The following is a 21,246-nucleotide window of genomic DNA, read 5'->3' as shown; positions in this document are numbered from 1 at the left end:
CACTCAGATCGTCGGTGACCAACCGCTCGTTGCTGTCCGAGTCGACGATGATCTCCGCATCGAGGCCGTATCGGGCGGCCCGCCACTTGTTCTCCTGCACGTGCCACGGCGGGATCGACGGCAGAGTCTCCCCCGCCTCGAGTCGCTCGTCGAGGTGGACGATCAGGCAATGCGTCAACGCGACGAGGGCGGCCAGTTCCCGCTTGGTCGACGCTCCGTCGCACACCCGGACCTCGATGGTTCCCCACTTCGGAGCCGGCCGAATGTCCCAGTGCATACCGCCGAGTTGTTCGATGACGCCGGTCTTGAGCTGATCACGAACGAATCCCTCGAACTGCGACCAGTTCTCGAACTGGAACGGCAGCCCTGCGGTCGGCAGTTGCTGGAACATCAACGCACGGTTGCTGGCATAACCGGTGTCGTTGCCCGCCCAGATCGGCGAAGACGCCGACAGCGCCAGCAGGTGCGGGTACTGCAGCAACAGGGAGTTCAGAATGGGAAAAACCTTGTCGGGGGACGACACTCCGACGTGTACGTGCACGCCCCAGATCAGCATCTGACGACCCCACCACTGCGTGCGCGCGATCAGCTCGTCGTAGCTCGGAGAGCTGGTGAGCTGCTGCGTGGACCACTCGGCGAAGGGATGCGTGCCGGCCGAGAACAGGTCGATTCCCAAAGGATCCGCAGCCCGGCGCACCAGCTCCAGGGAGCCACCGAGGTCCTCCATCGCTTCCCCGACGTTCTCGCACACTCCGGTGACGAGCTCGACGGTGTTGCGCAGCAACTCCTTCGTCACCCTCGGGGTGTCCCCGGCCAGCTCACTGACCCCGTCCATCACCGCCTCGGCGGAGTTCACCAGGTCTCGCGTGTTCTTGTCGACCAGTGCAATCTCCCACTCGACGCCGAGCGTCGGGCGAGGTGAGCTCGCGAAGTCGATCCGGGGAGCGCTCAAACTACTGGAGAACCGCGCACGCTGCCCGTGCACCGGCATCGCCGGTCATCAGGGTCGTCATGTCCGGCACCGAGGCACCGTCGGCCAGCGTGTACCGCGGCGGGATGTTGGCGAAGTTGTCGGCACCTTCGTGCACGATCACCGAGGTTCCGGCACCATCCGCGCGCAGATCGTCGAGCGTGATCGCGTCGGTGGTGGTGACGAGCCGGCCGGTGCCGTCCTCGCCGACCTGGATGGACGTCAGATCACCGCTGGAGGGGTGCTCGGTGCGGCCGTCGACCTGCAGATGGCCGCCCGCGGACAGGAACGCACCCGGTTCGCCGCCGGTAGGTGCTACCGAGTTGGGCTCGCACGCGGCGACGGTGTGGACGTGAAATCCGTGAAAGCCGGGGGCCAAATCCTCGACCTCGGCGGTGACCGTGAGCTTGTCGCCCTCGGACGCGAACGTCACCGTACCGACCTCGGCACCGGACGCATTGCGCAGCGTGCCTTCGATGGAGTCGGCGGACCCCGACTCGGCCCGCCCGTCACCCGCGCCGGCTGCGGCCGCAGGATCGGATTCGCCCGTCCAGACCGGAGGGACGGTACCGGGTGCGTCGGACCGAACCTCGCCGTTGCTGCAGGCAGAGAGACCGAGCGCTGCGATCGCGAGGACCGGCACCACATAACGCAACGATCGGGTCGCAGCAGTGCGTCGCTTGAACATGTCCATCGGAAATCGCTCCTCTTTCAGGCAGTTTCGCCGGGCTCGAAAATGATAACGTGCCGCCCGATTCGACCGAACCGGGCACGATCTCGAGGTTCGGAAATCAGTGGGTCAACGGTAAGAAATTACTGGGTCACGATGACCACGACGCCGACCGTGGGTTCGAGCGAGGTCGGCTTGGGCTCGGCCGGAACGCCGAGTTGGGTGGCGATCGTCTGCGCGGCCTGTTCCTCACCTGCACCCGTGCCGTAGTACACCGCGGTCTGCGCGAACTGGGCCTCGTTGAAGTTTCCGGTCTCGACCACCGTCCATCCCTCGGCGGTCAACGTATCGGCGGTACCGGCCGCAAGACCGGAGATGTTCGAGTTGTTGAGGACCCGCACTTCGATGTCGGCGGGTGTTCCCGAGGTGGGGCTCGGCGCTGCGGAGCTGGCAGGCGCGTCGCCTGCCGGAACCTGAGCTGCAGGAGCCTGCGCTGTCGGTGCGACTGCCGCGGGCGCGCTCGTGGTCTCCGCGACGGACGGCTCGGCGGCCGCATCGGAATCGGAACCGGTGAGCGAGAGTGCGCCGATCGCTGCGAACAGGATCGCGAGCGATATCAGGACCATGGCCAGAGCACGGAGTGGTGGCCCGGTCTGTTCCGGGTTGGGGCTGCTCACGTACTCGACCCTAGCCGACCGTCGACGACGGCTCGGAACACGCAATCACAGGCCCTGCTCAGACGTCGAAACCCAGACGACGTGCCGCGCGGGCCTTCTGCCGACTCGCACGCAGTCGACGCAGTCGCTTGACCAGCATCGGGTCCGCGGCGAGGGCTTCCGGACGATCGACCAAGGCATTGAGGATCTGGTAGTAGCGGGTCGCCGACATGGAGAAGAGTTCCTTGATGGCCTCTTCCTTCGCCCCGGCGTACTTCCACCACTGTCGCTCGAAGGACAGGATGTCGTGCTCTCGTCGACTCAGGCCGTCCGCACCGACCTCATTCGGATCCTGAGTGCCGTCCGAACTTCCCGGTTGCTGAGACTGGTTCGAGTCACGCGCTGCTGCGCCGTCCATCCCACTCCTCGACTTCTCGACTCCCCGAGGCCTGCCCGAAAACCGGCCACGGGGAAATCTACTTCCCCCAGTGCTGCCGACACCCGTACGGGCACCGACCGAATTACACACATGTTCTTCGACGATCATTCAACCACGCTCGACGCCCGGGGAACGGCTCCCGCGAGGTAGCGGCGCGTGGCGTGTTCGGTGAAGGTAGGCCGCACGACTCACGAGGTCGATCCGCACCCGGTGGTTCACTGTCGCTACCCATCGGCGGAATCCCGCACGCCGACGCCGATACCGAACAACCAGGTGCGGTTGCCGTCGGCCAGGGCACGTGAGCCACCCACTATCCTTGTCGACCATGGCAATTCTTCCCATCCGGATCGTCGGCGATCCGGTGCTGCATACCGCTACCGCTCCCGTCACCGAGTCACCCGCCGAGCTGGCCGAGCTGATCGCCGACATGTACGAGACCTTGGCACTCGCCAACGGTGTCGGTCTCGCAGCCAACCAGGTAGGCGTCGGCAAGCGCCTGTTCGTCTACGACTGCCCTGATCAGGGCGAGGACGGCAAGATGATCCGCCGCCGCGGCGAGGTCGTCAACCCGGTGCTCGAGACGTCCGAAATTCCGGAGACGATGCCCGACCCCGAAGACGACGACGAGGGCTGCCTGTCGGTTCCCGGCGAGCAGCACCCCACCGGCCGCGCGGACTGGGCCCGGGTGACCGGCACGGACGCCAACGGCGATCCGGTCGACATAGAGGGGCGAGACTTCTTCGCTCGGATGCTCCAGCACGAGGTGGGTCATCTCGACGGTTTCCTGTACACCGATGTGCTCATCGGCCGACACGCGCGGGCCGCGAAGAAGGCCATCAAACGAGCCGGTTGGGGTGTGCCGGGACTGAGCTGGACGCCGGGCACGGTGAACGATCCGTTCGGGCACGACGACGAAGACGAAGACTGACTCACCCGATGACCGGGGAATCATGAGCGTTGCGGTGGGGTCGCGGGTGATGCTCCGCTACCGCTTGCCACCCGGGCACACCCATCCGATGACGGACGTCATCGGCGAACTGGTGTCCATCGACGCCGTCGCAGTCTCGGTCCGCGGCCGGGACGGTGCGCTCGTCCAGGTAGCCGTGGACCGCGTCGTGGCCTTGAAACCGTTGGGCCCCAGGCCGATTCGGACGTCGGAGATTCGGTCGCTCGAGGCGGCCGCAGCAGACGGATGGCCGGGCGTCGAGCGCGAATGGGTCGACGGTTGGCAGCTGCGCTTCGGGCACGGTTTCACCGGTCGCGCCAATTCGGCGGTACCGCTCGAACCCGGAGCATCGACGACGGCCGACACGCTGTCGAACATCACCGGCTGGTACGCCGCACGAGGAGTACCGCCGACGCTCTCACTTCCCGATCGCCTCGGCACCGTCCCGGCCGGCTGGTCGTCGTACAACGAGACGTCGGTCATGGCTGCCGATATCTCGAACCTCGTGCTGCGCGAGGGCGATTCGGCCATCGCCGTGACAGCGCATCCGACGCCTGACTGGTTGAGCTCCCTGCATTACCAGGGCCGCCAGGCACCGACGGGGGCAGCGGAGGTGGTCTCCGCGGTCCATGACGGCACGCTCGGATTCGGCACGCTCGGTACCGGCTCCCTCGCAGTGGGGCGTGCGGCGGTCACCACCGCCCCGGACGGTCGATGCTGGGTGGGGTTGACCTCGCTCTGGGTCGCCCCGGAGCATCGCCGCAACGGCCTGGGCACGTTGATGTGCGGCGAGTTGGTGCGATGGGGACGAGAGAACGGCGCAACCCATGCATATCTGCAGGTGGCCGTCGACAACACCGACGCCGCCGGTCTGTACCGAGATCTGGGCTTCGCCGAGCATCACCGATATCGCTACGCACGTCCGGCCTCGTGACGACGTGCTCGATGCGATCGGTCGCGAGCGTGTCGGAGGCGTTCTATAAGGTTCCTCCCCGTGCGCTTGGCTACTTGGAACGTGAACTCCGTCCGCTCTCGTCAGGATCGAATCGTCGATTGGCTGGAGCGATCCGACGTCGATGTTTTGGCGATGCAGGAAACCAAGTGCAAGGACGCACAGTTTCCGTATCAGCGGTTCACCGACATCGGGTACGAGATAGCCCATACCGGATTGAGTCAATGGAACGGCGTCGCGATCGCGTCCCGGGTCGGTCTGGACGACGTGCAGGTCGGGTTCGAGGATCAGCCCGGATTCAGCAAGGACCCCGAGATCGATCCCGCGCAGGAAGCGCGCGCCATCGGTGCCACGTGTGACGGCGTCCGTGTCTGGAGCCTGTACGTGCCGAACGGTCGCGAGCTGGCCGATCCGCATTACACCTACAAACTCCAATGGCTGGCCGCACTGAAGGCCGACGCGCAGGCGTGGGTGACGGCGGATCCGCAGGCACAGATCGCGCTGGTAGGCGACTGGAACATCGCGCCCACCGACGACGACGTCTGGGATCCCGCACTGTTCGAGGGCAAGACCCACACCTCCCAGGCCGAGCGCGACGCCTTCAGCGCGTTCGCCGACGCCGGGTTCACCGAGGTGACGCGGCAGTTCACCCCCGAACCCCGGACGTACACCTACTGGGATTACACGCAATTGCGGTTTCCGAAGAAGCAGGGTCTGCGCATCGACATGGCTCTGACCTCCCCTGCCCTGTCGGCCCGCGTGACCGGCGCGTCGATCGACCGCGAGGAACGCAAGGGCAAGGGAGCCAGCGATCACGCTCCGGTGATCGTCGAGATCGGCTGAGCACTCTCGGCAGACCTACCCACTGTCTCGGCGGACCGCTTCGCGACGGCTCGGGCGGCGATGATCGCTCCGACGGCGATCAGCACGCCGTGAGCGATTCGTACGGCCGGCGGGGTGTAGAACTGCGGCAGAAACAGCACGAACCCGGCCGCCAGCACCATCGCATAGCGGTTCCGCAGCGCGAATGCCACCAGCCCGACGGCGATCAGCACCAGCCCGAGACCGAACATGACCGATTGCACCAGCGAATAGCGGATCGGATCCGCCAGTTCGATCAGGGCGGGATTCGAGTTCGCTACGGCCTCGACACCCAGAGCATGCAGGGCGAACGTTTCCGCGCCGTAGTACGTCAGAACCAGGCCGACGCCGACCCACGTGGTGACGACGGCGAGATCGGACCGTCTACCGGTGTACAACACCGCCAGACCGAGTGCGATGAAGCCGAGCATCGCGAAGGTGTGCGCAAGCACCCACTGCGAGGATGCGAACGCCTGCGCTCCCGGGGTACCCACCTCGTCGGAGTACGGCCGGAGTGCGGGATAGGCGGCGAACATGACGGCGATGAAGAGGTACACAGCTGGTCTCATGGGAATACCCACCCTTTCGAGAGCGGCGCTCTCTTCAGGAAGCAGTATTCACCTCAATGCCGTCTACGGCAAGAGCAGTGCTCTCTATTCGACGACCAAGTCCAAGAATTCCTCGTGTTCCGCGAGATATCGCCGCACGTACGTGCAGATGGGAACGATCCGCCACCGGCGATCGCGCGCAGTGTTGAGTGAAGCCCGCACCAGCACACCGGCCCAACCGCGGTCGCCGTACTCCGCTTTGACCACGGTATGCATGAGCGCGACGACGGAGCCGTCGCCGACGCATCCGTCGCCGAAGCGGTAGCCGAGAATGCCGACGAGTTCGTCGTCGACGAAGAGATCGAACCTACTGTGATCGACGTCGTCCTCGATGCGGACGACAGGTCGCTCGACCGGGGCGACCGCGGCGACACGTCGTGAAATGATGTGACTCATGTCACCCATGAGACCAGTGTTACTCGTGTGACGTGAGAAGAGTGCATCGATCGTCGCCGAGTCGAGTCCCTAATGTAACCAGCCCTAATGTAACCAGCCCTAATGTAACCAGCCCTATCGTGACCGGCGAGCGTCGGAAGAACAGCGTCAGAGAGCGACCAGCATGTCTTTGTACTCCGGATTTGCGGCGGCGAATCGCTGCACGTAGGTGCAGACAGGCCTGACTTTCCAACCGTACGCACGGGCACTGTCCAACGCGCGACGCACCAGAATGCCGGCCAGACCCTGATGACCGAAATCCTCGGTGATGACGGTATGCATGAAAGAGACGACGTGCGTTCGCGTGGCGCGCGTACCGTTTCCCTCCACCTCGAAGAATCCGACGATCCCGACGAGATCGCCGTTCAATCGAAGCTCGAACCGATTCTGGTCTTTGTTGATCGAGACATCAGCGCTAGGAGAACTCGCAAGCATGGGACGCCTCCTTCGCTGTGTGTGGAGTGGTGAACGAGTGAATCAGATGTGACGTGCACCACTATTAAACATGCGCGCGGTGGCTCTGTCACCTTTTCTACCAACAAACCTTCGGATGCGTAGGTTTGCCGCCCGGTCACGAGCCGAATGCTGGTATCGATCATAAGTGCCCCTGTTCGACGTTGTGATACAACAACATTCGAAGACCGGCCGTATTCTCACCGAATATTCACAGGTTCGGATTCGGCCGCCGAGGCTATGCTCTCGCCGCCGCCGGTACTGTCGACTCTCGTGAAGTTCCTACCGCTCACGCCCAACGGCGAGACTCCCGTCCGTGCGCTGACGATCGCCGGAACCGACTCCGGCGGCGGTGCCGGAATCCAGGCCGACAGCCGCACGATGGCGCTGTTGGGTGTCCACGCGTGTGTCGCCGTCGCAGCAGTGACCGTTCAGAACACCGTCGGTGTGACGGGCTTCCACGAGATCCCGCCCGATGTGGTGGCGGCGCAGGTTCGCTCGGTCGTCTCCGACATCGGCGTCGGCGCAGCGAAGACCGGAATGCTGGCGTCCACCGCGATCATCGAGGCCGTCACGGCCGTGTGTACCGAGGTCGGCATCGGCCGCGACCAGCCGGTTCCGCTGGTCGTCGATCCGGTGTGTGCGTCGATGCACGGCGATCCACTGCTGCACGCCGAGGCACTCGACGCCATCCGGCACACCCTGTTTCCGATTGCGTCACTGGTGACGCCCAACCTCGACGAGGTTCGGTTGATCACCGGCATCGACGTGATCGATGACGCGAGCGCACACCGCGCCGCCGAAGCACTGCACGGGTTGGGCGCTCAGTGGGCCCTGGTCAAGGGCGGCCATCTACGCACCTCCACGCACAGCACCGACCTACTGTTCGACGGCGACTCTTTCCTCGAATTCACCAGTGAACGCATCGACACCGGCAACGATCACGGCGGCGGCGACACCCTCGCCGCGTCGATCGCGTCGGCGCTGGCACACGGATATTCGATGCCCGACGCGGTGGCGTTCGGCAAGGAGTGGGTCACCCGCTGCCTGGCCGCGTCCTACGACCTCGGTGCTGGGCACGGCCCGGTGTCACCGCTGTGGCGACTGCACGAGCCGGAGGATGCGTAGGTCGTCCGGTGCGCCCTTGATCTTCGGAGCGAAGAAACTGCGCCGATAGGGCTTGGACACCACCTGCAACGCGTCGAGCACCTCCGGTGGCACGGCAGCCAGCGCTGCCCCCGAGATCATCACGTTCCCGTTTCCGCCGGTCTGCATCACCCGGGCGGCGACGGTGACGTCGACGCCGAGCCAGTCCGATCCGACCTGACGCGGGCTGCCGGTGTGGATACCGACTCGCATGGTCGGGGTGTAGCCGTCGACGTCGACGCCGCGTAGAGCCTCCTTCGCTGCGAACACTGCATCGACAGCTTTGCCCGCATCGGTGAACACGGCCATGATCCCGTCGCCCAGCCTCTTGACGACATGGCCCCCGCGGAACGCGACTTCGGGTTCGACGGCCTTGGAGACCTTACGGAGCAAGGTCAACGTGGCCGTGTCGCCCGCACGCAGCGACCACGACGAGAAGCCGACCAGATCGGTGAACACGATCGTGACGTCCTGTTCGCCGCGGCCTCGCCCTGCTCGTTCGAGGATCGCCTGCCACACCTGCAGGGCACCGAGGCCGACTTCACGAGACGCGCCCGGTTCGTCGTCGAGTCCGTTCGCCGCCAGAAACCGATCGGCCACCCGGGCGACGGCCAGTGCTCGTCCCGGACCGTCGATCGACATGGGATCGCCGAATGTGGGGTCACCGGGTAATGCTCGACGCACACGCCGAACTGCCCCGACCACTGTGGGTGCTCGGTTGGTGGTGCGGACCCACTCCACCACCGAGGCGACGACTGCGTTCACAATATCGAGCGTAACCCACAGTTACACATACCTGGCCTCACCCGTCGGCCCGTGCAGCCTCGCGCTCCGCCCCCACCGGCACCCCGTTGGGACCCTCCACAGACTGCGCGTAGACGCCGATTCCGTAGGCCACGGCCGCGCCGTTCGCGGCCAAGGCGTCTCGGTCGACGTTGGCCAACGTGTCCTGATCGGTGTGATAGTTCTCGTCGAATGCCTGATCGGCGGTGCCGCCCCACTTCTCGGCCTGCTCGGCGGTCTTGTTCTCGTCCGCGCCGCTGAACACCCCGCCGGCGGGGATACCGACCTCGATGAACGGGCCGTAGTCCGAGCGACCGTCGAAATCGGTGCCGTCGACGGTCACACCGTCGTCGGCCAGTCGCTCGACGAACGTGCGCTCGATGCCGTCGGATCCGTCCGGTCCCGCGGGCTCGCCCACCTTGTCGGAATCGTCGCCGTCGTAGGCGAGGTACCCGGCGTTGTGCGAGCCGACCATGTCGAAGTTCAAGTACAGCGCGATGTTTCGCTTGTCCTCGTCGGACAGGCTCTCGACGTATTCGGTGGAGCCGACGAGCCCCTGCTCCTCGGCACCCCAGAACGCGAAGCGAACCGCGTTGGTCACCTCGGGAGCACTGCCCATCTGCAGTGCCGTCTCGAGTACTGCCGCGGTGCCGGAGCCGTTGTCGTTGATGCCCGGACCCTCGGGAACGCTGTCGAGATGTGCGCCGGCCACCACCACGTTCTCGGTCGAACCGGTGGTGGTCTGCGCAATGATGTTGCGGCTCTTCGTCGTTTCGGTCGTGGTATCGAGCGTCAGCGTGACCTCGGGAGCCGCGAGCACTGCTGCGGCGTCGTCCTGGCCGACTCCGCCGGTCGGAATCTTTCCGGTCTCGGCGTCGCCGAGCGTCCCGGAGTCCAGTGGTCCCGGTTCGTTGTTGACGATGATTGCAGCGGCGGCACCCAATTCTGCTGCGACACTTTGCTTCACACCGAACGGACAGACTCCGCGCGGCACGACCGCGATGGCACCGGCCAGGTCGAGTCCGGCGTAATCGGCCGCCTCGCAGCCGTCCGCATCGGGCGGGGCACCGACGACTCTCGCGGTGATGCCCTCGGCACCGGTGGTCGGTGAGTAACTGAGCGCGAACACCGGAATCTCGGTTCCCGCAACCGACAGGATCTGAGTCTGCGCCTCGAAAGTGTCGAACTCGAATTCCGGTGTGGCGACCTCGAAACCAGCCGATTCGAGTTGCGAGAGAACATAATCGACACTCGCGTCGTATCCGGCGGTACCGGCGGCGCGGTTTCCGTCGTTCGCGGCGGCAATGGTTTCCAGCTGCTCGAGGTGCCCGACGAGCGCATCCTCGGTGACTGCTACCGACAGGCCCGGCCCGTCGGGTGTCGCGAAAACTCTGGCCGGTTCCTCGCCTCCCGCCCCTGTACCAGAGGTGGACGAGCAACCGGCCAGAATCAGGACCGTGACTGCGCTACCTGCAAGCAAGGAAATCCGCATAACGGACACCCTACCCAGTCATTTCGCGCAGCGTCAGGCGTCGCGACGATTGACGACGAGCACTGCTACCCCGAAGATCACCGCGGTGAAGACGACGAAGTAGACAAGACTGCCGACCGGCCCCCAGTGGAAATCAACTCCTCCCGAGCCGGCCAGGAAATGGTCGGCGTTCTTGAACGGCAGGAACGGCTGAATCTTCTCGCCGACCTTCGGGATGAGCCCGACGAGGTTCTCGATGAGCAACGGCCACAGCAGCAGGACGGCGATCGCGCCGGCGGACTGCCGAATGAGCGCGCCCACCGCGACGGCCAGGAAGATCTGCACGAACGCCAGAATCGCCGTGCCGTAGACGACGCGCCAGGTGCCGTCGACATCGAAGCTCATCAGCGCGCCCGCTTCCTCGCCCGCGATCGACTTCGCCAGGAACAGTGCACCGAACGCCAGGATCAACGACAGCACCGCTCCGTAGATGCCGACGATGAGCGCCTTGGCTCCGAGCACCGACGCCCGATTGGTGACTGCCTGGAATGTCGTCCGAATCAGGCCGAAGCGGTATTCGCTGGTGACAGTGAGGGCCGCCAGGATCATCAACACCATGACCCCCAGCCCGCCCACACCGCTGCTGACGACGTCGTACGCGGTGGTCGGCGGAAGCCCCTCCGGAGCGTCGGGGCCGAGGGCGGTCTTCGCGGCCCAACCGAGGATGGCTCCGAACCCGAGGCCGAACACCACCACGATCGCGCTGCACCACCACGGCGATTTGGTCGAGGTGAACTTGATTCTTTCTGCTGCCAAGACGCCCATCAGAGTGACCCGCCCATCGCTTGCTGATTGCCAGATTCTTCGGCTCCCGAGCCGTGATATTGCACTGTGTCTCCGGTGAGTTTCATGAATGCTTCCTCGAGCGATCCTCGCTGAGAGGCCAACTCGTGCAATGTGATTCCGGACCGGCCGGCGATGTCGCCGATCGCGTCCGTCGTGGAGTTCAATACCACGAGCGAGGGTTGCAGCTCGTCGGTCTGGTCCGGCTCACGCACTGTGAGCCCGGCCGTGGTCAGGGCCTTGCGGAGACCGTCGAGCTGCGGGCTGCGCACGCGCACCGAGGCCTCGGAGGCGTGGTCGATGAATTCCTGCACCGAGGAATCGGAGATCAACTTGCCGCGTCCGATGACGATGAGGTGCTCGGCAGTCTGCGCCATCTCCGAGAGCAGGTGGCTCGAGACCAGCACCGTTCGCCCCTCGGCAGCCAAGCGCTGCATGAACTTTCGGATCCAGACGATACCTTCGGGGTCGAGCCCGTTGACCGGCTCGTCGAACAGCAGCACCTTGGGATCACCGAGCAACGCGCCCGCGAGGCCGAGGCGCTGAGACATACCGAGCGAGAAGCCGCCCGCATTCTTCTTCGCCACGTCGGACAGTCCCACCAGACGCAGCACCTCCTCGACGCGAGACTTGGGGATGCCGTTGGAGGCGGCCATCCACTCGAGGTGCGCACGCGCCGAGCGGTTCGGGTGCACCCACTTGGCGTCGAGCAGAGCTCCGACGCTACGCAGTGGCTGCTTCAGGTGGCTGTAGCTCTTGCCCTCGATGGTCGCCGTACCCGAGGTGGGTCGGTCGAGACCGAGGATCATCCGCATCGTGGTCGACTTTCCTGCGCCGTTGGGGCCCAGGAAGCCGGTCACGATGCCGGGTTTGATGGTGAAGGTGAGGTTGTCGACCGCCGTCACCGCGCCGTATTGCTTGGTCAGTCCTGTCACTTCGATCATGGGAACAACCTTCCCCGATCGAACGCGTTCGCACATCGGCCCACAGTCGCCTTCTCCATCATCCTTTCGGATGACCCACACCCTGAGACAGTCGGTCGCATCGGCGGCACGCGGCCACCATAGGCGCGCCCGCAAATGCGCGCGCGTTTGCCAGATGCGCGTGGATTCGCCTCGTATTCGCCACTATTCTGCGCGCGTTTCGCACAAGCGCGCGCGTTTGCCGGATACGCAGCCACAGAAGGTGCCGCGCCGACGACACGGCCGGCTACATGGGCGAGCTGGCCTGCGCCCAGAATCGCTTCGGAATCCGCCCCGCATGTCGCGCTTGGTATCCTGCGGCCACCGCGTGACGCATCGCCGACGCCATCAGCGCCGGATCCTTCGCTCGGGTCACCGCGGTGGCGAGCAACACCGCATCGCAGCCGAGTTCCATCGCGAGGGTGGCGTCGCTGGCAGTGCCGATGCCCGCGTCGAGGATCACCGGAACCGACGCGGCGTCGACGATCATCTCGATGTTGTGCGGGTTCGAGATGCCCAGGCCGGTCCCGATGGGCGAGCCGAGCGGCATGACGGCCACGCAGCCGACGTCCTCGAGCCGCTTGGCCAGGACCGGGTCGTCGGTGGTGTACGGCAATACTTGAAAGCCGTCGTCCACAAGTTGTTCTGCAGCCTTGACCAATTCGATGGCGTCGGGCAGCAGGGTTCGCTCGTCGGCAATCACTTCGAGTTTGACCCAGTCGGTCTCGAGCGCCTCACGTGCCAGTTGCGCGGTGAGGACTGCTTCGGCCGAGCCGCGGCAGCCCGCGGTGTTCGGCAGCGGCGCAATGTTCAACCGGCGCAGCAGATCCAGCACTCCCGTCCCGCCCGCGGCGTCGACGCGGCGCATCGCGACGGTGGTCAGTTCGGTTCCCGATGCGACGAGGGCGTCCTCGAGCACCGCGAGATTGGCCGCTCCCCCGGTGCCGGTGATGAGCCGGGAGGTGAAGGTGCGGTCGGCGATGACCAGTTGATCGTCCATGCTCAACCGCCCTGTACTGCGGTGAGAACGTCGACGTTCCAACCCTTTTCGACGGCAGTGGTGTTCCACGTGCTCCTGGGCAGCACGGCACCGTCGACGGCGACGGCGATCCCCTTCTCGGGCAGCCCCAGGAACTCGAGCAGCCGACGCATGGTCATGTCCTCGGTGAGCAGGTGGTCCTCACCGTTGACGGTGATACCGATGGCAACCTGTGTCATGGTGTCCTTTCGATCTGCAGACTGTGAATGTGCGGAAAACGTTCGGGGGTGGCGGATTTCGCCTCGGCGATCTCCTCGCCGGCGATCAGCGCGGCCACCGCGTCGGCGGTGATGGGGGCGAGCAGGATGCCGTTGCGCCCGTGGCCGGTGGCGACGATGACGTTCTCGGCCAGTCGGCCGATGATCGGTAGCCCGTCCGGACTCATGGGGCGCAGACCCGCGGCGGTCTCGTACAGTTCGTATTCGCCGATGCTCGGCATGAGTCGTTCGGCGTCGGCTATCAGGTCTCGCACCCCCGCGACGGTGACCTGCGTATCTTGCCCGGACTCGTATTGCGTTGCGCCCACGACCAATCCGTCCCCGCGCGGCACCAGGTAGATCGGGCGGCCGTGCACGGTTCCGCGGACGGTACGGTTCGGCGGCGCAGTAGCGCTCGGCCGACGCCGCAACCGGAGAATTTCGCCCTTGACCGGACGGACGGGCAGCGTCGGCCACAGCGCGGCCGAGTGCGTCCCTGCGGCCAATACCACGTGGTCGGCGTCGGGCATGGTCTTCACCGGGGCGGTCAAAAACTCGACTCCGGCGTCGATGCAGCCCTGCTCGAGTGCGGCCACCAGCGCTCGATTGTCCACGGAGAGCTCGGTCGAAGCCAGCATTCCGAGTCGAATATTCGGTGCCAGTGCAGGTTCGAGCTCTCGCAGCTGCGCCCGGCTCAGAATCTCCAGCTCGTGTCCTTGCTCGCCCACCCATTCGGCGATGGTCCGCAGGTCGGCGGCATCGGCGGAGTCGAGGGCAACCGTCAACGATCCGGTCGCGGAGAACACCGAGGGGCCGGGGAGGCGTCGAGCAAATTCTGGCCACCGCGCCAGCGAGGCGGCGCCGAGATGCAGTAGTTCGTGTTCACCGGGCCAGCCCTCGGAGAGCGGTGCCAGCATGCCGCCGGCGACCCAGGACGCGCCCCGGCCCAATGCGGGATCGTGTACGACCACGCGGTGGCCGTCCTCCTGCAGACGCAAGGCCGTCGACAACCCGATGACGCCTCCGCCGATTATGGCGATGTGCACGCGATTCACGTCCTCACTCCCTGCGCCCGCATGATCGGGTTCAGGTATTGACGGTAAGGGCGGCGAACCCACTCTCAGCCCCACGATCCCCGGGACTCCCGCGATTTCTCGGCCACTCCATCATCGAAGACGGCCCCCAAGAGAATACAGTTCGATTCGTGCATCCATCTCAGACCGCCCGCAATCAGACTCCCCGTGAGCGACTTGCGTCCGCTCGCCTGTACCTGTGTACCGATGCCAGGCGTGAGAAGGGAGACCTCGCCCAGTTCGCCGAAGCCGCTTTGTCCGGTGGCGTCGACATCATCCAGCTGCGTGACAAGAATTCCGCCGGTGAACGCGAGTACGGGCCCCTCGAAGCCAAGGACGAGCTCGCTGCGCTGGCCGTTCTGCTCGCCGCCACCAAGCGGCACGGTGCGCTACTGGCGGTCAACGATCGCGCGGATCTGGCTCTGGCCTCGGGAGCCGACGTGCTGCATCTCGGTCAGGGCGATCTGCCGGTGCACTACGCCCGGAAGATCCTCGGGCCGGACGTGGTGATCGGCCGTTCCACGCAGAACCGTGCCCAGTCCTCGCTCGCCGCGATCGAAGACGGCGTCGACTACTTCGCCGTCGGGCCGGTGTGGCCGACGCCCACCAAGCCGAACCGCAAGGCCGCGGGGCTAGAGGCGCTGCGGGCCACTGCCGATGCGCTACCGGAACGGCCGTGGTTCGCCATCGGCGGAGTCGACGCGACCAATGTTGATCAGGTTCGGGCAACCGGTGCCGACCGCATCGTGGTGGTCCGCGCTATCACCGAAGCCCGCGATCCGCAGGCAGCGGCTCGTCAGCTGGTCCAGGCGTTGCAGGCCTAGCCTCGACGATCACCGCGCAACACCGTCGACGGGCACACTGGACCGAGTGTTCTCCTCCCTCGCCCCGGCTCGCCGCCGGCTCGTCCTCGGTGTGCTCGCCCTCGTCGTCATCGGTGTCCTCGCGGCAGCGGTGGCCTTTGCTCTCTCGCGCGGCACCGGCGCCCCAGTGGCGAGCGTCGACCAGTCCGTTCCGGGTCCGGTGCTGCTGGTGCCCGGGTACGGCGGTTCCACCGATGCGCTGGACGTGCTTGCGGGTGTGCTGCGGGAAGACGGTCGCGACGCCACCGTGGTGGCCCTGCCCGAGGGTGGCATCGGCGACCTCACCGAGCAGGCAAAGACCCTCCGCGGCGCGGCCGACGAGGCTCTGAGCCGCACCGGGGCGACCTCGGTCGACGTCGTCGGGTATTCCGCGGGCGGGGTGGTGGCCCGGATCTGGGCCACCGACCTGGGCGGTGCCGAGCAGGCCCGACGCATCGTGACCCTCGGCTCCCCGCACCACGGCACCCAGGTGGCGGGGCTGGCGGCCCAGTTCGTGCCCGACCGATGCCCGACGGCATGTCAGCAGCTCGACCCGAACAGCCCCCTGCTCACCGGGTTGAACTCCGGCGACGAGACACCGGAAGGGCCGCAGTGGGTGTCGATCTGGACCGAGGTGGATCAGGTGGTGACGCCGCCGACCTCGGCCGCCCTCGACGGGGCCATCAACGTCCCCGTCCAGAGCGTGTGTGCCGACTCCACCGTCGACCACGGCAGTCTGCCCCGCGATTCTCTCGTTGCTGCGATCGTGTCCGACGAACTGGACGGCAGCTCCACCACCCAGCTCGGCGCGGCTGATTGCAGCCGTCTCAGCTCGTGATGTCCTTGGTGGTGAAGTTCGCCCACGCTGCCCCGAGCAGCACGACGACGTAGACGGCTTGCAAACCGACGCCGCGCAGCAGGTCCCGCATCGGCACCGGGTCGCGGAACAGGTCGACGAAGGCCAGCCAGTACCGCGTCGGCAAGTACGGCGCGATGGCGTCGGCGGCATCGAGGGTCAGCAGTAGCGAGCCGGCGATGAGAAACGCCAACGCGCCCAGTGTCGCGGCGAGCGGTGAGTCGGTCAGGGTCGACAGGAACAGCCCCATGGCGGCGACCCCGAGCATGGACAGCGTCACGTAGAACACGGCGATGACGGTGCGCACGGCGACCTGTTCCCCGGTGAGCACCGTGCCGGACACGCTGGCGACGCCCCCCAATGGCGAGGAGTCGAACAGCGTCGTGCCGACGAAGTACGCGGTCACGGCGACCACGACGACGGCCAGCAGCACGAAGGCGGCCACCGAGATCAGCTTCGCCACCAGCAGCCGGGTTCGCCCCACCGGGCGGGCGAGCAGGTAACGCAGGGTGCCGGCCTGAGCCTCCCCCGCGACCGAGTCTCCGGCGATGACCGCCACGGCCACGGGCAGGAACAGCGGCAGCACGATGGCGAGCGCCGCGAGCGGGAAGAGCTGGCCGTTGCCGAGGACCGCCGACAGAAAAGCGGGGCCCTCGCCGGGCCGTGGACCGACGTCGGTCAGGGCCAGGAGGCCGGCGACGACGGTGGGCAGCAGGTTGAGCAGAAGGATGACGACCCAGGTGCGGGGTCGGCGCAGCATCGCGCCCAGCTCGACGCCGATCATGCGGTCACCTCCGTCCGGGCCTGGCCGACCTCGGCGCTGTCGATGCGGTCGGCACTGTTTCCGGTGGCGGCCAGTACGGACTGCTCGAGGCTCATTCGCTGCGGGCTGAGCTCGCTCACCCGCACCCCGTTCTCGACGAGCAGTCGGTTCAGCAGGGCCGGGTCCGGGTGTTCGATGACGAGCTGCTGACCCTCGACGCCCGAAAGCACCGTGGAGTCCTCGACGCCCGAAAGCACTGTGGCGTCCTCGACGCCCGAAAGCACGGTCACCGCCCGGTCGTGGTCCGGAGTGCGCACGAGCACCCGGCCGGTGGGCTGCTGCATCGCGGAGAGTTGGTCCTGTAGTACGAGTCGACCCCGATCCAGCACTCCCACTCGGTCGCACAGCTGCTCCACCTCGGCCAGCAGGTGGCTCGACAGGAAGATGGTGGTGCCCTGGGCGTGCAGGCCCAGCAGCAGCTCTCGGATCTCCAGGATCCCCTGTGGGTCGAGGCCGTTTGTCGGTTCGTCGAGGATCAGCAGCTCGGGGGTGCGCATCAGCGCCGCGGCCAGACCGAGACGCTGCCGCATGCCGAGTGAGTACTGCTTGACGGGCCTCCGTCCCACCCCGGCGAGGCCCACCTGTTCGAGGGCCTCGCCGACCCGGGTGTTCCGAGTGCGCCTGGAACCACCGGGACCGGCTGCGTCGAGCAGGGTGAGGTTCCGTCGTCCGGAGAGGTTGGGGTACGCGGCGGGGTTCTCGATCAGCGCCCCCACGCGCGGCAGCACGCTCGTACGTCGACGCGGCATGTCCTCGCCGAGCACCTGTATCTGTCCGGAGGTCGCCAATACCAGTCCGAGCAGCATCCGCACGGTCGTCGTCTTACCGGAGCCGTTCGCGCCCACGAAGCCGTAGATGTCGCCGGCGCGCACGTCGAGGTCGACGCCGTCCACTGCGTGCACCGATCCGTAGCGTTTGGTCAGGCCGGTGGTGCGGATCATGTGGCTCCTCCGAGCTGCTGGGCGGCGGTGGCCAGGGTCTCCGCGGTGACGGTGCCGGAGAGCAGGTAGCGGCGCCTGTCGGCGGTGGGGCCGGTGACCAGGACACCCAGCGGACCGATCGACACCGCGACGCTGCTGCCGGTGACGACCGCACCGGGGGCGGCTCGGAGCTGGTCGACGAGCCCGCCCGCAGCGCGGCGCGGCAGCGGAACGGCGACCAGCTCGGTCACACCTCGACCGTAGATTCCCACCGAACCCTGCGCGTCGCGGCTCTGCAGGTCGAGCCCCGACAGGCTGGTGGGGAGGCCGGTGGTGTCGATCCGGTCGGCGAACGAGGCGATATCGAGACCGTCCTGCAGCTGTACGTCGGTGCCGGGCGGGGGAACGAAACGAACGGTGTCGGCGTCGGGGATCGCTGACGAGAAGTCGAGGAAGGCGGTACTGACGATAGGACGGGTGGCCCCGGCACCGAGCACGTCGACCCGTAGCGGCAGCCCGCTGTCGGGGTCGGCCCACACGTCGACCTCGGTGATGGTGCTCTGTGGCTCGTTGGGGACGAGCTGCAGGCCAGGAGCGTCTCGACCGGCAATCCGACGGGTCGGCAGCCGGGTCACCTCGTCCGGGGTCGCCTCGCTGAGCAATCGCTGTCCGAGTTCCGGAGGCAGCAGGTCGGCCTCGCGGGGCAGGCGCAGGCTCGGCTCGGGGGCCGGGGTGAGCACGGCGGTGTTCTGTTCGTAATCCCACTTCCACAACCGCGTCGGAGTCCGGTAGAGATCGCGCTCGCCGGCGAGCCGCACGGTGTCGACTCGCCAGCTGTCCGGGCCGCGATACCAGGCGCGCAAGCTCGTGGTGTCGCCGAGCAGGTCCGGCAGGCCCCCGAGTCCGTCGGTCACCGGCAGGAGGACGCCGCCGACCGCCTGGGCGTAACCCGAGTACGGAGTCGCGGTGGAGGACTGGAGGCGGGAGAGCAGTTCGGCCGCGTCGATGGTCGACGCCTCGACGGGTAACCGCTCGACCGCCGCGGGGGCGGCGACGAGAACGCCGATGCCGAGCACCACCGCCAACCACCGCCACTCACCACGCACCTACTCAAACGTACGGACGTACCCCGTGTGCTGCACGGAGGTAGGTCGGCGACGGACGGACATCGGACGCAAGTGCAGGCAGAGGATGTGCGTACTATCCGCGTGTGGCGAGACGAGGGTGGGGGCTTGTCGTTCTGGCTGCGGTTGTCGTGGCCCTGGTGTCGTTGGCGTCGAACATCACGAGCGAAAGCCAGTTGTCCGCAGAGGCCGACACACTGCTGGCGGTGCGCTGGACATTCAGCAAGTTGGTCAATTCGGGTGCGGTGTGGGCCGGCCTCCCGATCCTTTCCGGCTGGCTGGTCCGCCGTCCGTTGCAGGCGTTCGCGGCGGGGATCGTGGCAAGTCTGATGGCTCTGTTCGTGCATTACGGGGTCGGCCGGCTGTTCGGGATGTTCGACGACACCGTGTGGGCGGGGAACCAGGTCTGGTTCGTGCTGGCGCTTGTCGCCGGCGGCCCGCTGGGTCTTGTCGGGGCGATGGCGCGAAGCGGTGGCCCGTCTGGATTGCTTGCGCGTCTGGTCGTCCCCGTCGGGGCGGTGCTGGAGCCGTTCTATCGGAGAATGTTCAGCGTGCCGACGATCCTGCCGTGGCCCGATCGCGTGGCCAGTGTGGCCGCCGGCCTGATCCTCGTCGTCGCCGGTCTGGTGGGAGGCGCGGTACTGATCCGGCACCGGCGCACGCAGTCGGCCGGCCACTAGTTTCCAGATCGGTGTCGCGAAATCTCCGTCGCGGCAAAGAATCTCGGTCGAGCGGCGTCCGAACAACGATCAGGACGTGATCCGCATCGCAATCGAGGAAGGGATTGGTAGTCCGAGCCGTCCGCTGCCAGAATGGTGAAGAACACTTCTGTAAGACACCCCGAGTCGACGCTGACGCGTCTTGCCAGTCGTTCGCGCTGCGCAAGAACAGCAGCGGCGTACGCGATCAAGAAAGGAGACGAAAGTGACAGTAGCTTCCGACAACCCCCAGACCAGAGATTCCGACAACACGATTGTGTCGCGATTGTGGGACCGGCGACCGCGGACCCGAGCGCAGATGACCGAATTCGCGATCATGATCGGTGCGCTGTCCATCGTCACCTTCTGGGCCGCGGGTATCGGCATCGGGGCAGGACTCGTCGCCGTCGCTACGGCGCTGTGGGCACATCGGAGCCCGGATCTCGAAGGCGAGAGAGCCTCCCGCGAGGACACCGCCCTGGCCTTGGGCAGCGGAGCGATCGGCATCCTCGTGGGCGTGTGCTTTCTGCTCATGGTGCTGCCGAACTGGTGATTCTCGCTACAACCAGCCGAGGACGACCGACGGGGTCAGTACCTGCACCGATTCCGGCAGCCGGTCGCGCAGCCCACGGTCGGCGGTGACCATCGCCGTCAAACCCCCGGCGAGGTGCGCGTGGTCGACGAGGGTGTCGTCACCGCTGCCGTCGGCGACGATCACCGGAATCCTCGGGTCGTCCACCACGGCATCTCTGGCCTGACCTTCGAGAACCGCGTCTATTCGGGTGAGCCACCCGTACTGGCCGCTGGGAAGTTCGACGGTGCGCGGAAGCGTCTCGGCGAGCGAGGCGAGCAAGGCTCCGGTGGACCCGGCGCGATCCTTCCACCATCCGTTCGGCCGGGAACCCAGCACGTTGGCGGTATCGAGCAGCACCCGCAGCGGCTCGGTGCGCAGCGACGGCCAGCTCGACGCGAAACCCGGGTGCAGCGGGAGCTCGGCGACGACCGATTCCGGTACCCAGCGCAGTTCGGTGCTCTCGCCGTTGGGCACGGTGCTCAGGGGATGATCGGTATCGGCGATGACTGTGGTGTAAGACCAGCCGCTCTCGACGCTGGCAGTGACCCTCTCGCTGCGCACGCACAGCTGATCGGCGGAGATACCGGCCTCCTCGTGGGCCTCCCGCACCGCCGCGTGCTCGGTGCTCTCGTGGGAATCGCGGGCCCCGCCGGGCAATGCCCACGTTCCGCCCTGGTGGCTCCACAGCGCGCGATGTTGCAGCAGCACCATCGGCTCGGCGCGGTCGGACGGTCCGCTGTTCGACGGTGCCCGCAGCAACAGTCCGGCGGCCCCGTGCTTTCCCCAGTGTCGAGAACCGTTCTCACCGATCATCCAGCCGTCCCCGTCACCTCGCATGTTCATCAGCCTAGGTGAATCATCCTGCTGAGTGGCTGCAGTACGGTCCGCCTACTTATATGCTCGGT

General features: G+C 66.5%; 26 protein-coding genes. 8 read left to right on the top strand and 18 right to left on the bottom strand.

The features are described 5' to 3' along the window. From RHODMAR_RS08375 to RHODMAR_RS08360, 4 genes are all read right to left on the bottom strand, one after another. A partial coding sequence (locus RHODMAR_RS08375; RefSeq protein WP_232433600.1) for a glutamate--cysteine ligase occupies window positions 1–952 on the bottom strand: 952 nt, incomplete at its 3' end. Between the two features lies 1 nt (window position 953). After that, the gene (sodC, locus tag RHODMAR_RS08370; RefSeq protein WP_008713420.1) at window positions 954–1,664 is read right to left on the bottom strand and encodes a superoxide dismutase[Cu-Zn]; all 711 of its coding nucleotides are present in this window, start codon (window positions 1,662–1,664) and stop codon (window positions 954–956) included. Window positions 1,665–1,783: 119 nt separating this feature from the next. After that, window positions 1,784–2,317 (bottom strand): LytR C-terminal domain-containing protein, encoded by a 534-nt coding sequence (locus RHODMAR_RS08365; RefSeq protein ID WP_198289417.1) that lies wholly within the window; start codon window positions 2,315–2,317, stop codon window positions 1,784–1,786. A 58-nt stretch (window positions 2,318–2,375) separates the two neighbouring features. Then, on the bottom strand, window positions 2,376–2,714 hold the full coding sequence (locus RHODMAR_RS08360; protein WP_008713415.1) for a DUF3263 domain-containing protein: 339 nt from the start codon (window positions 2,712–2,714) through the stop codon (window positions 2,376–2,378). A gap of 346 nt (window positions 2,715–3,060) precedes the next feature. Here RHODMAR_RS08360 and RHODMAR_RS08355 point away from each other — a divergent pair, with 346 nt between their 5' ends. Genes RHODMAR_RS08355 through RHODMAR_RS08345 form a run of 3 tightly spaced genes read left to right on the top strand, consistent with a single transcriptional unit; the run spans window position 3,061 to window position 5,476 of the window. Beyond that, window positions 3,061–3,663, top strand: coding sequence for a peptide deformylase (locus tag RHODMAR_RS08355; RefSeq protein ID WP_042938441.1), 603 nt, complete (start codon window positions 3,061–3,063; stop codon window positions 3,661–3,663). 22 nt (window positions 3,664–3,685) lie between these two features. Continuing rightward, window positions 3,686–4,615 carry an N-acetylglutamate synthase, CG3035 family gene (locus RHODMAR_RS08350; protein ID WP_008713411.1) on the top strand — a complete coding sequence of 310 codons (930 nt, stop codon included), beginning with the start codon at window positions 3,686–3,688 and terminating at the stop codon, window positions 4,613–4,615. Window positions 4,616–4,675: 60 nt separating this feature from the next. Further along, window positions 4,676–5,476, top strand: a complete 801-nt coding sequence (locus RHODMAR_RS08345; RefSeq protein ID WP_008713409.1) for an exodeoxyribonuclease III — start codon at window positions 4,676–4,678, stop codon at window positions 5,474–5,476. Here RHODMAR_RS08345 and RHODMAR_RS08340 read toward each other — a convergent pair. The 3 genes from RHODMAR_RS08340 to RHODMAR_RS08330 all read right to left on the bottom strand — a co-directional run bounded on the left by RHODMAR_RS08340 (window position 5,446) and on the right by RHODMAR_RS08330 (window position 6,972). Beyond that, window positions 5,446–6,063, bottom strand: coding sequence for a hypothetical protein (locus RHODMAR_RS08340; RefSeq protein WP_042938437.1), 618 nt, complete (start codon window positions 6,061–6,063; stop codon window positions 5,446–5,448). The genes RHODMAR_RS08345 and RHODMAR_RS08340 overlap by 31 nt on opposite strands. An 84-nt stretch (window positions 6,064–6,147) precedes the next feature. After that, on the bottom strand, window positions 6,148–6,498 hold the full coding sequence (locus tag RHODMAR_RS08335) for a GNAT family N-acetyltransferase (protein ID WP_051047888.1): 351 nt from the start codon (window positions 6,496–6,498) through the stop codon (window positions 6,148–6,150). A 147-nt stretch (window positions 6,499–6,645) separates the two neighbouring features. After that, window positions 6,646–6,972, bottom strand: coding sequence for a GNAT family N-acetyltransferase (locus RHODMAR_RS08330; RefSeq protein WP_008713402.1), 327 nt, complete (start codon window positions 6,970–6,972; stop codon window positions 6,646–6,648). Window positions 6,973–7,263: 291 nt separating this feature from the next. Between RHODMAR_RS08330 and thiD the strand changes: the two genes are divergently transcribed. Beyond that, window positions 7,264–8,118, top strand: a complete 855-nt coding sequence (thiD, locus tag RHODMAR_RS08325; RefSeq protein ID WP_042938457.1) for a bifunctional hydroxymethylpyrimidine kinase/phosphomethylpyrimidine kinase — start codon at window positions 7,264–7,266, stop codon at window positions 8,116–8,118. On the opposite strand, the gene RHODMAR_RS08320 is transcribed toward thiD, so the two are convergent. From RHODMAR_RS08320 to thiO, 7 genes are all read right to left on the bottom strand, one after another. Beyond that, on the bottom strand, window positions 8,080–8,901 hold the full coding sequence (locus RHODMAR_RS08320) for an adenylate/guanylate cyclase domain-containing protein (protein WP_008713398.1): 822 nt from the start codon (window positions 8,899–8,901) through the stop codon (window positions 8,080–8,082). The genes thiD and RHODMAR_RS08320 overlap by 39 nt on opposite strands. Window positions 8,902–8,938: 37 nt before the next feature. Next, complete coding sequence (locus RHODMAR_RS08315; RefSeq protein WP_042938436.1) at window positions 8,939–10,411, bottom strand: M28 family peptidase; 1,473 nt, start codon at window positions 10,409–10,411, stop codon at window positions 8,939–8,941. 33 nt (window positions 10,412–10,444) lie between these two features. Next, window positions 10,445–11,215, bottom strand: coding sequence for an ABC transporter permease (locus RHODMAR_RS08310; RefSeq protein WP_008713394.1), 771 nt, complete (start codon window positions 11,213–11,215; stop codon window positions 10,445–10,447). After that, on the bottom strand, window positions 11,215–12,177 hold the full coding sequence (locus tag RHODMAR_RS08305; protein ID WP_008713392.1) for an ABC transporter ATP-binding protein: 963 nt from the start codon (window positions 12,175–12,177) through the stop codon (window positions 11,215–11,217). Before RHODMAR_RS08305 ends, RHODMAR_RS08310 begins: the two co-directional genes overlap by 1 nt. A 265-nt stretch (window positions 12,178–12,442) precedes the next feature. Beyond that, window positions 12,443–13,195 (bottom strand): thiazole synthase, encoded by a 753-nt coding sequence (locus RHODMAR_RS08300; protein WP_008713391.1) that lies wholly within the window; start codon window positions 13,193–13,195, stop codon window positions 12,443–12,445. 2 nt (window positions 13,196–13,197) lie between these two features. Beyond that, window positions 13,198–13,413 (bottom strand): sulfur carrier protein ThiS, encoded by a 216-nt coding sequence (gene thiS / locus RHODMAR_RS08295; RefSeq protein ID WP_008713389.1) that lies wholly within the window; start codon window positions 13,411–13,413, stop codon window positions 13,198–13,200. After that, on the bottom strand, window positions 13,410–14,477 hold the full coding sequence (gene thiO / locus RHODMAR_RS08290) for a glycine oxidase ThiO (protein ID WP_008713388.1): 1,068 nt from the start codon (window positions 14,475–14,477) through the stop codon (window positions 13,410–13,412). The genes thiS and thiO overlap by 4 nt, the downstream gene beginning before the upstream one ends. Before the next feature lie 158 nt (window positions 14,478–14,635). Here thiO and thiE point away from each other — a divergent pair, with 158 nt between their 5' ends. Next, on the top strand, window positions 14,636–15,328 hold the full coding sequence (gene thiE, locus RHODMAR_RS08285; protein ID WP_008713386.1) for a thiamine phosphate synthase: 693 nt from the start codon (window positions 14,636–14,638) through the stop codon (window positions 15,326–15,328). A gap of 46 nt (window positions 15,329–15,374) precedes the next feature. Continuing rightward, the gene (locus tag RHODMAR_RS08280; RefSeq protein ID WP_008713384.1) at window positions 15,375–16,184 is read left to right on the top strand and encodes a lipase family alpha/beta hydrolase; all 810 of its coding nucleotides are present in this window, start codon (window positions 15,375–15,377) and stop codon (window positions 16,182–16,184) included. Here the strand turns inward: RHODMAR_RS08280 and RHODMAR_RS08275 are convergent. The 3 genes from RHODMAR_RS08275 to RHODMAR_RS08265 are packed head-to-tail and all read right to left on the bottom strand — an operon-like array spanning window position 16,174 to window position 19,051. Then, entirely contained in the window at window positions 16,174–16,986 is an 813-nt protein-coding gene (locus RHODMAR_RS08275; RefSeq protein WP_008713382.1) for an ABC transporter permease, read from the bottom strand. The two genes, RHODMAR_RS08280 and RHODMAR_RS08275, sit on opposite strands and share 11 nt — an antisense overlap. Further along, on the bottom strand, window positions 16,983–17,966 hold the full coding sequence (locus RHODMAR_RS08270) for an ABC transporter ATP-binding protein (RefSeq protein ID WP_008713380.1): 984 nt from the start codon (window positions 17,964–17,966) through the stop codon (window positions 16,983–16,985). The genes RHODMAR_RS08275 and RHODMAR_RS08270 overlap by 4 nt, the downstream gene beginning before the upstream one ends. Then, on the bottom strand, window positions 17,963–19,051 hold the full coding sequence (locus RHODMAR_RS08265; RefSeq protein ID WP_157226027.1) for a LolA family protein: 1,089 nt from the start codon (window positions 19,049–19,051) through the stop codon (window positions 17,963–17,965). The genes RHODMAR_RS08270 and RHODMAR_RS08265 overlap by 4 nt, the downstream gene beginning before the upstream one ends. 104 nt (window positions 19,052–19,155) lie before the next feature. On the opposite strand from RHODMAR_RS08265, the gene RHODMAR_RS08260 reads away from it, so the two are divergent. Together RHODMAR_RS08260 and RHODMAR_RS08255 are read left to right on the top strand one after the other, a co-directional pair. After that, entirely contained in the window at window positions 19,156–19,749 is a 594-nt protein-coding gene (locus RHODMAR_RS08260) for a hypothetical protein (RefSeq protein WP_051047883.1), read from the top strand. A 244-nt stretch (window positions 19,750–19,993) separates the two neighbouring features. Next, window positions 19,994–20,320, top strand: coding sequence for a hypothetical protein (locus RHODMAR_RS08255; protein ID WP_008713374.1), 327 nt, complete (start codon window positions 19,994–19,996; stop codon window positions 20,318–20,320). A gap of 6 nt (window positions 20,321–20,326) precedes the next feature. Here RHODMAR_RS08255 and RHODMAR_RS08250 read toward each other — a convergent pair whose 3' ends face one another. Continuing rightward, on the bottom strand, window positions 20,327–21,178 hold the full coding sequence (locus tag RHODMAR_RS08250) for an NUDIX hydrolase (protein ID WP_042938449.1): 852 nt from the start codon (window positions 21,176–21,178) through the stop codon (window positions 20,327–20,329). Window positions 21,179–21,246: the final 68 nt, after the last annotated feature.

The sequence above is a fragment of the Rhodococcus sp. AW25M09 genome (assembly GCF_000333955.1).
Classification (GTDB): domain Bacteria; phylum Actinomycetota; class Actinomycetes; order Mycobacteriales; family Mycobacteriaceae; genus Rhodococcoides.
Note: the sequence above shows the minus strand (reverse complement) of the source record. Positions and strands in the feature narration are given on the sequence as shown.

Excerpts from the sequence above, each read along its gene's own strand:
- sodC (WP_008713420.1), bottom strand. The coding sequence starts at position 1,664 with ATGGACATGTTCAAGCGACGCACTGCTGCGACCCGATCGTTGCGTTAT.
- RHODMAR_RS08360 (WP_008713415.1), bottom strand. The coding sequence starts at position 2,714 with ATGGACGGCGCAGCAGCGCGTGACTCGAACCAGTCTCAGCAACCGGGA.
- RHODMAR_RS08355 (WP_042938441.1), top strand. The coding sequence starts at position 3,061 with ATGGCAATTCTTCCCATCCGGATCGTCGGCGATCCGGTGCTGCATACC.
- RHODMAR_RS08350 (WP_008713411.1), top strand. The coding sequence starts at position 3,686 with ATGAGCGTTGCGGTGGGGTCGCGGGTGATGCTCCGCTACCGCTTGCCA.
- RHODMAR_RS08340 (WP_042938437.1), bottom strand. The coding sequence starts at position 6,063 with ATGAGACCAGCTGTGTACCTCTTCATCGCCGTCATGTTCGCCGCCTAT.
- RHODMAR_RS08335 (WP_051047888.1), bottom strand. The coding sequence starts at position 6,498 with ATGAGTCACATCATTTCACGACGTGTCGCCGCGGTCGCCCCGGTCGAG.
- RHODMAR_RS08330 (WP_008713402.1), bottom strand. The coding sequence starts at position 6,972 with ATGCTTGCGAGTTCTCCTAGCGCTGATGTCTCGATCAACAAAGACCAG.
- RHODMAR_RS08315 (WP_042938436.1), bottom strand. The coding sequence starts at position 10,411 with ATGCGGATTTCCTTGCTTGCAGGTAGCGCAGTCACGGTCCTGATTCTG.
- RHODMAR_RS08310 (WP_008713394.1), bottom strand. The coding sequence starts at position 11,215 with ATGGGCGTCTTGGCAGCAGAAAGAATCAAGTTCACCTCGACCAAATCG.
- RHODMAR_RS08305 (WP_008713392.1), bottom strand. The coding sequence starts at position 12,177 with ATGATCGAAGTGACAGGACTGACCAAGCAATACGGCGCGGTGACGGCG.
- RHODMAR_RS08300 (WP_008713391.1), bottom strand. The coding sequence starts at position 13,195 with ATGGACGATCAACTGGTCATCGCCGACCGCACCTTCACCTCCCGGCTC.
- thiS (WP_008713389.1), bottom strand. The coding sequence starts at position 13,413 with ATGACACAGGTTGCCATCGGTATCACCGTCAACGGTGAGGACCACCTG.
- RHODMAR_RS08275 (WP_008713382.1), bottom strand. The coding sequence starts at position 16,986 with ATGATCGGCGTCGAGCTGGGCGCGATGCTGCGCCGACCCCGCACCTGG.
- RHODMAR_RS08270 (WP_008713380.1), bottom strand. The coding sequence starts at position 17,966 with ATGATCCGCACCACCGGCCTGACCAAACGCTACGGATCGGTGCACGCA.
- RHODMAR_RS08250 (WP_042938449.1), bottom strand. The coding sequence starts at position 21,178 with ATGCGAGGTGACGGGGACGGCTGGATGATCGGTGAGAACGGTTCTCGA.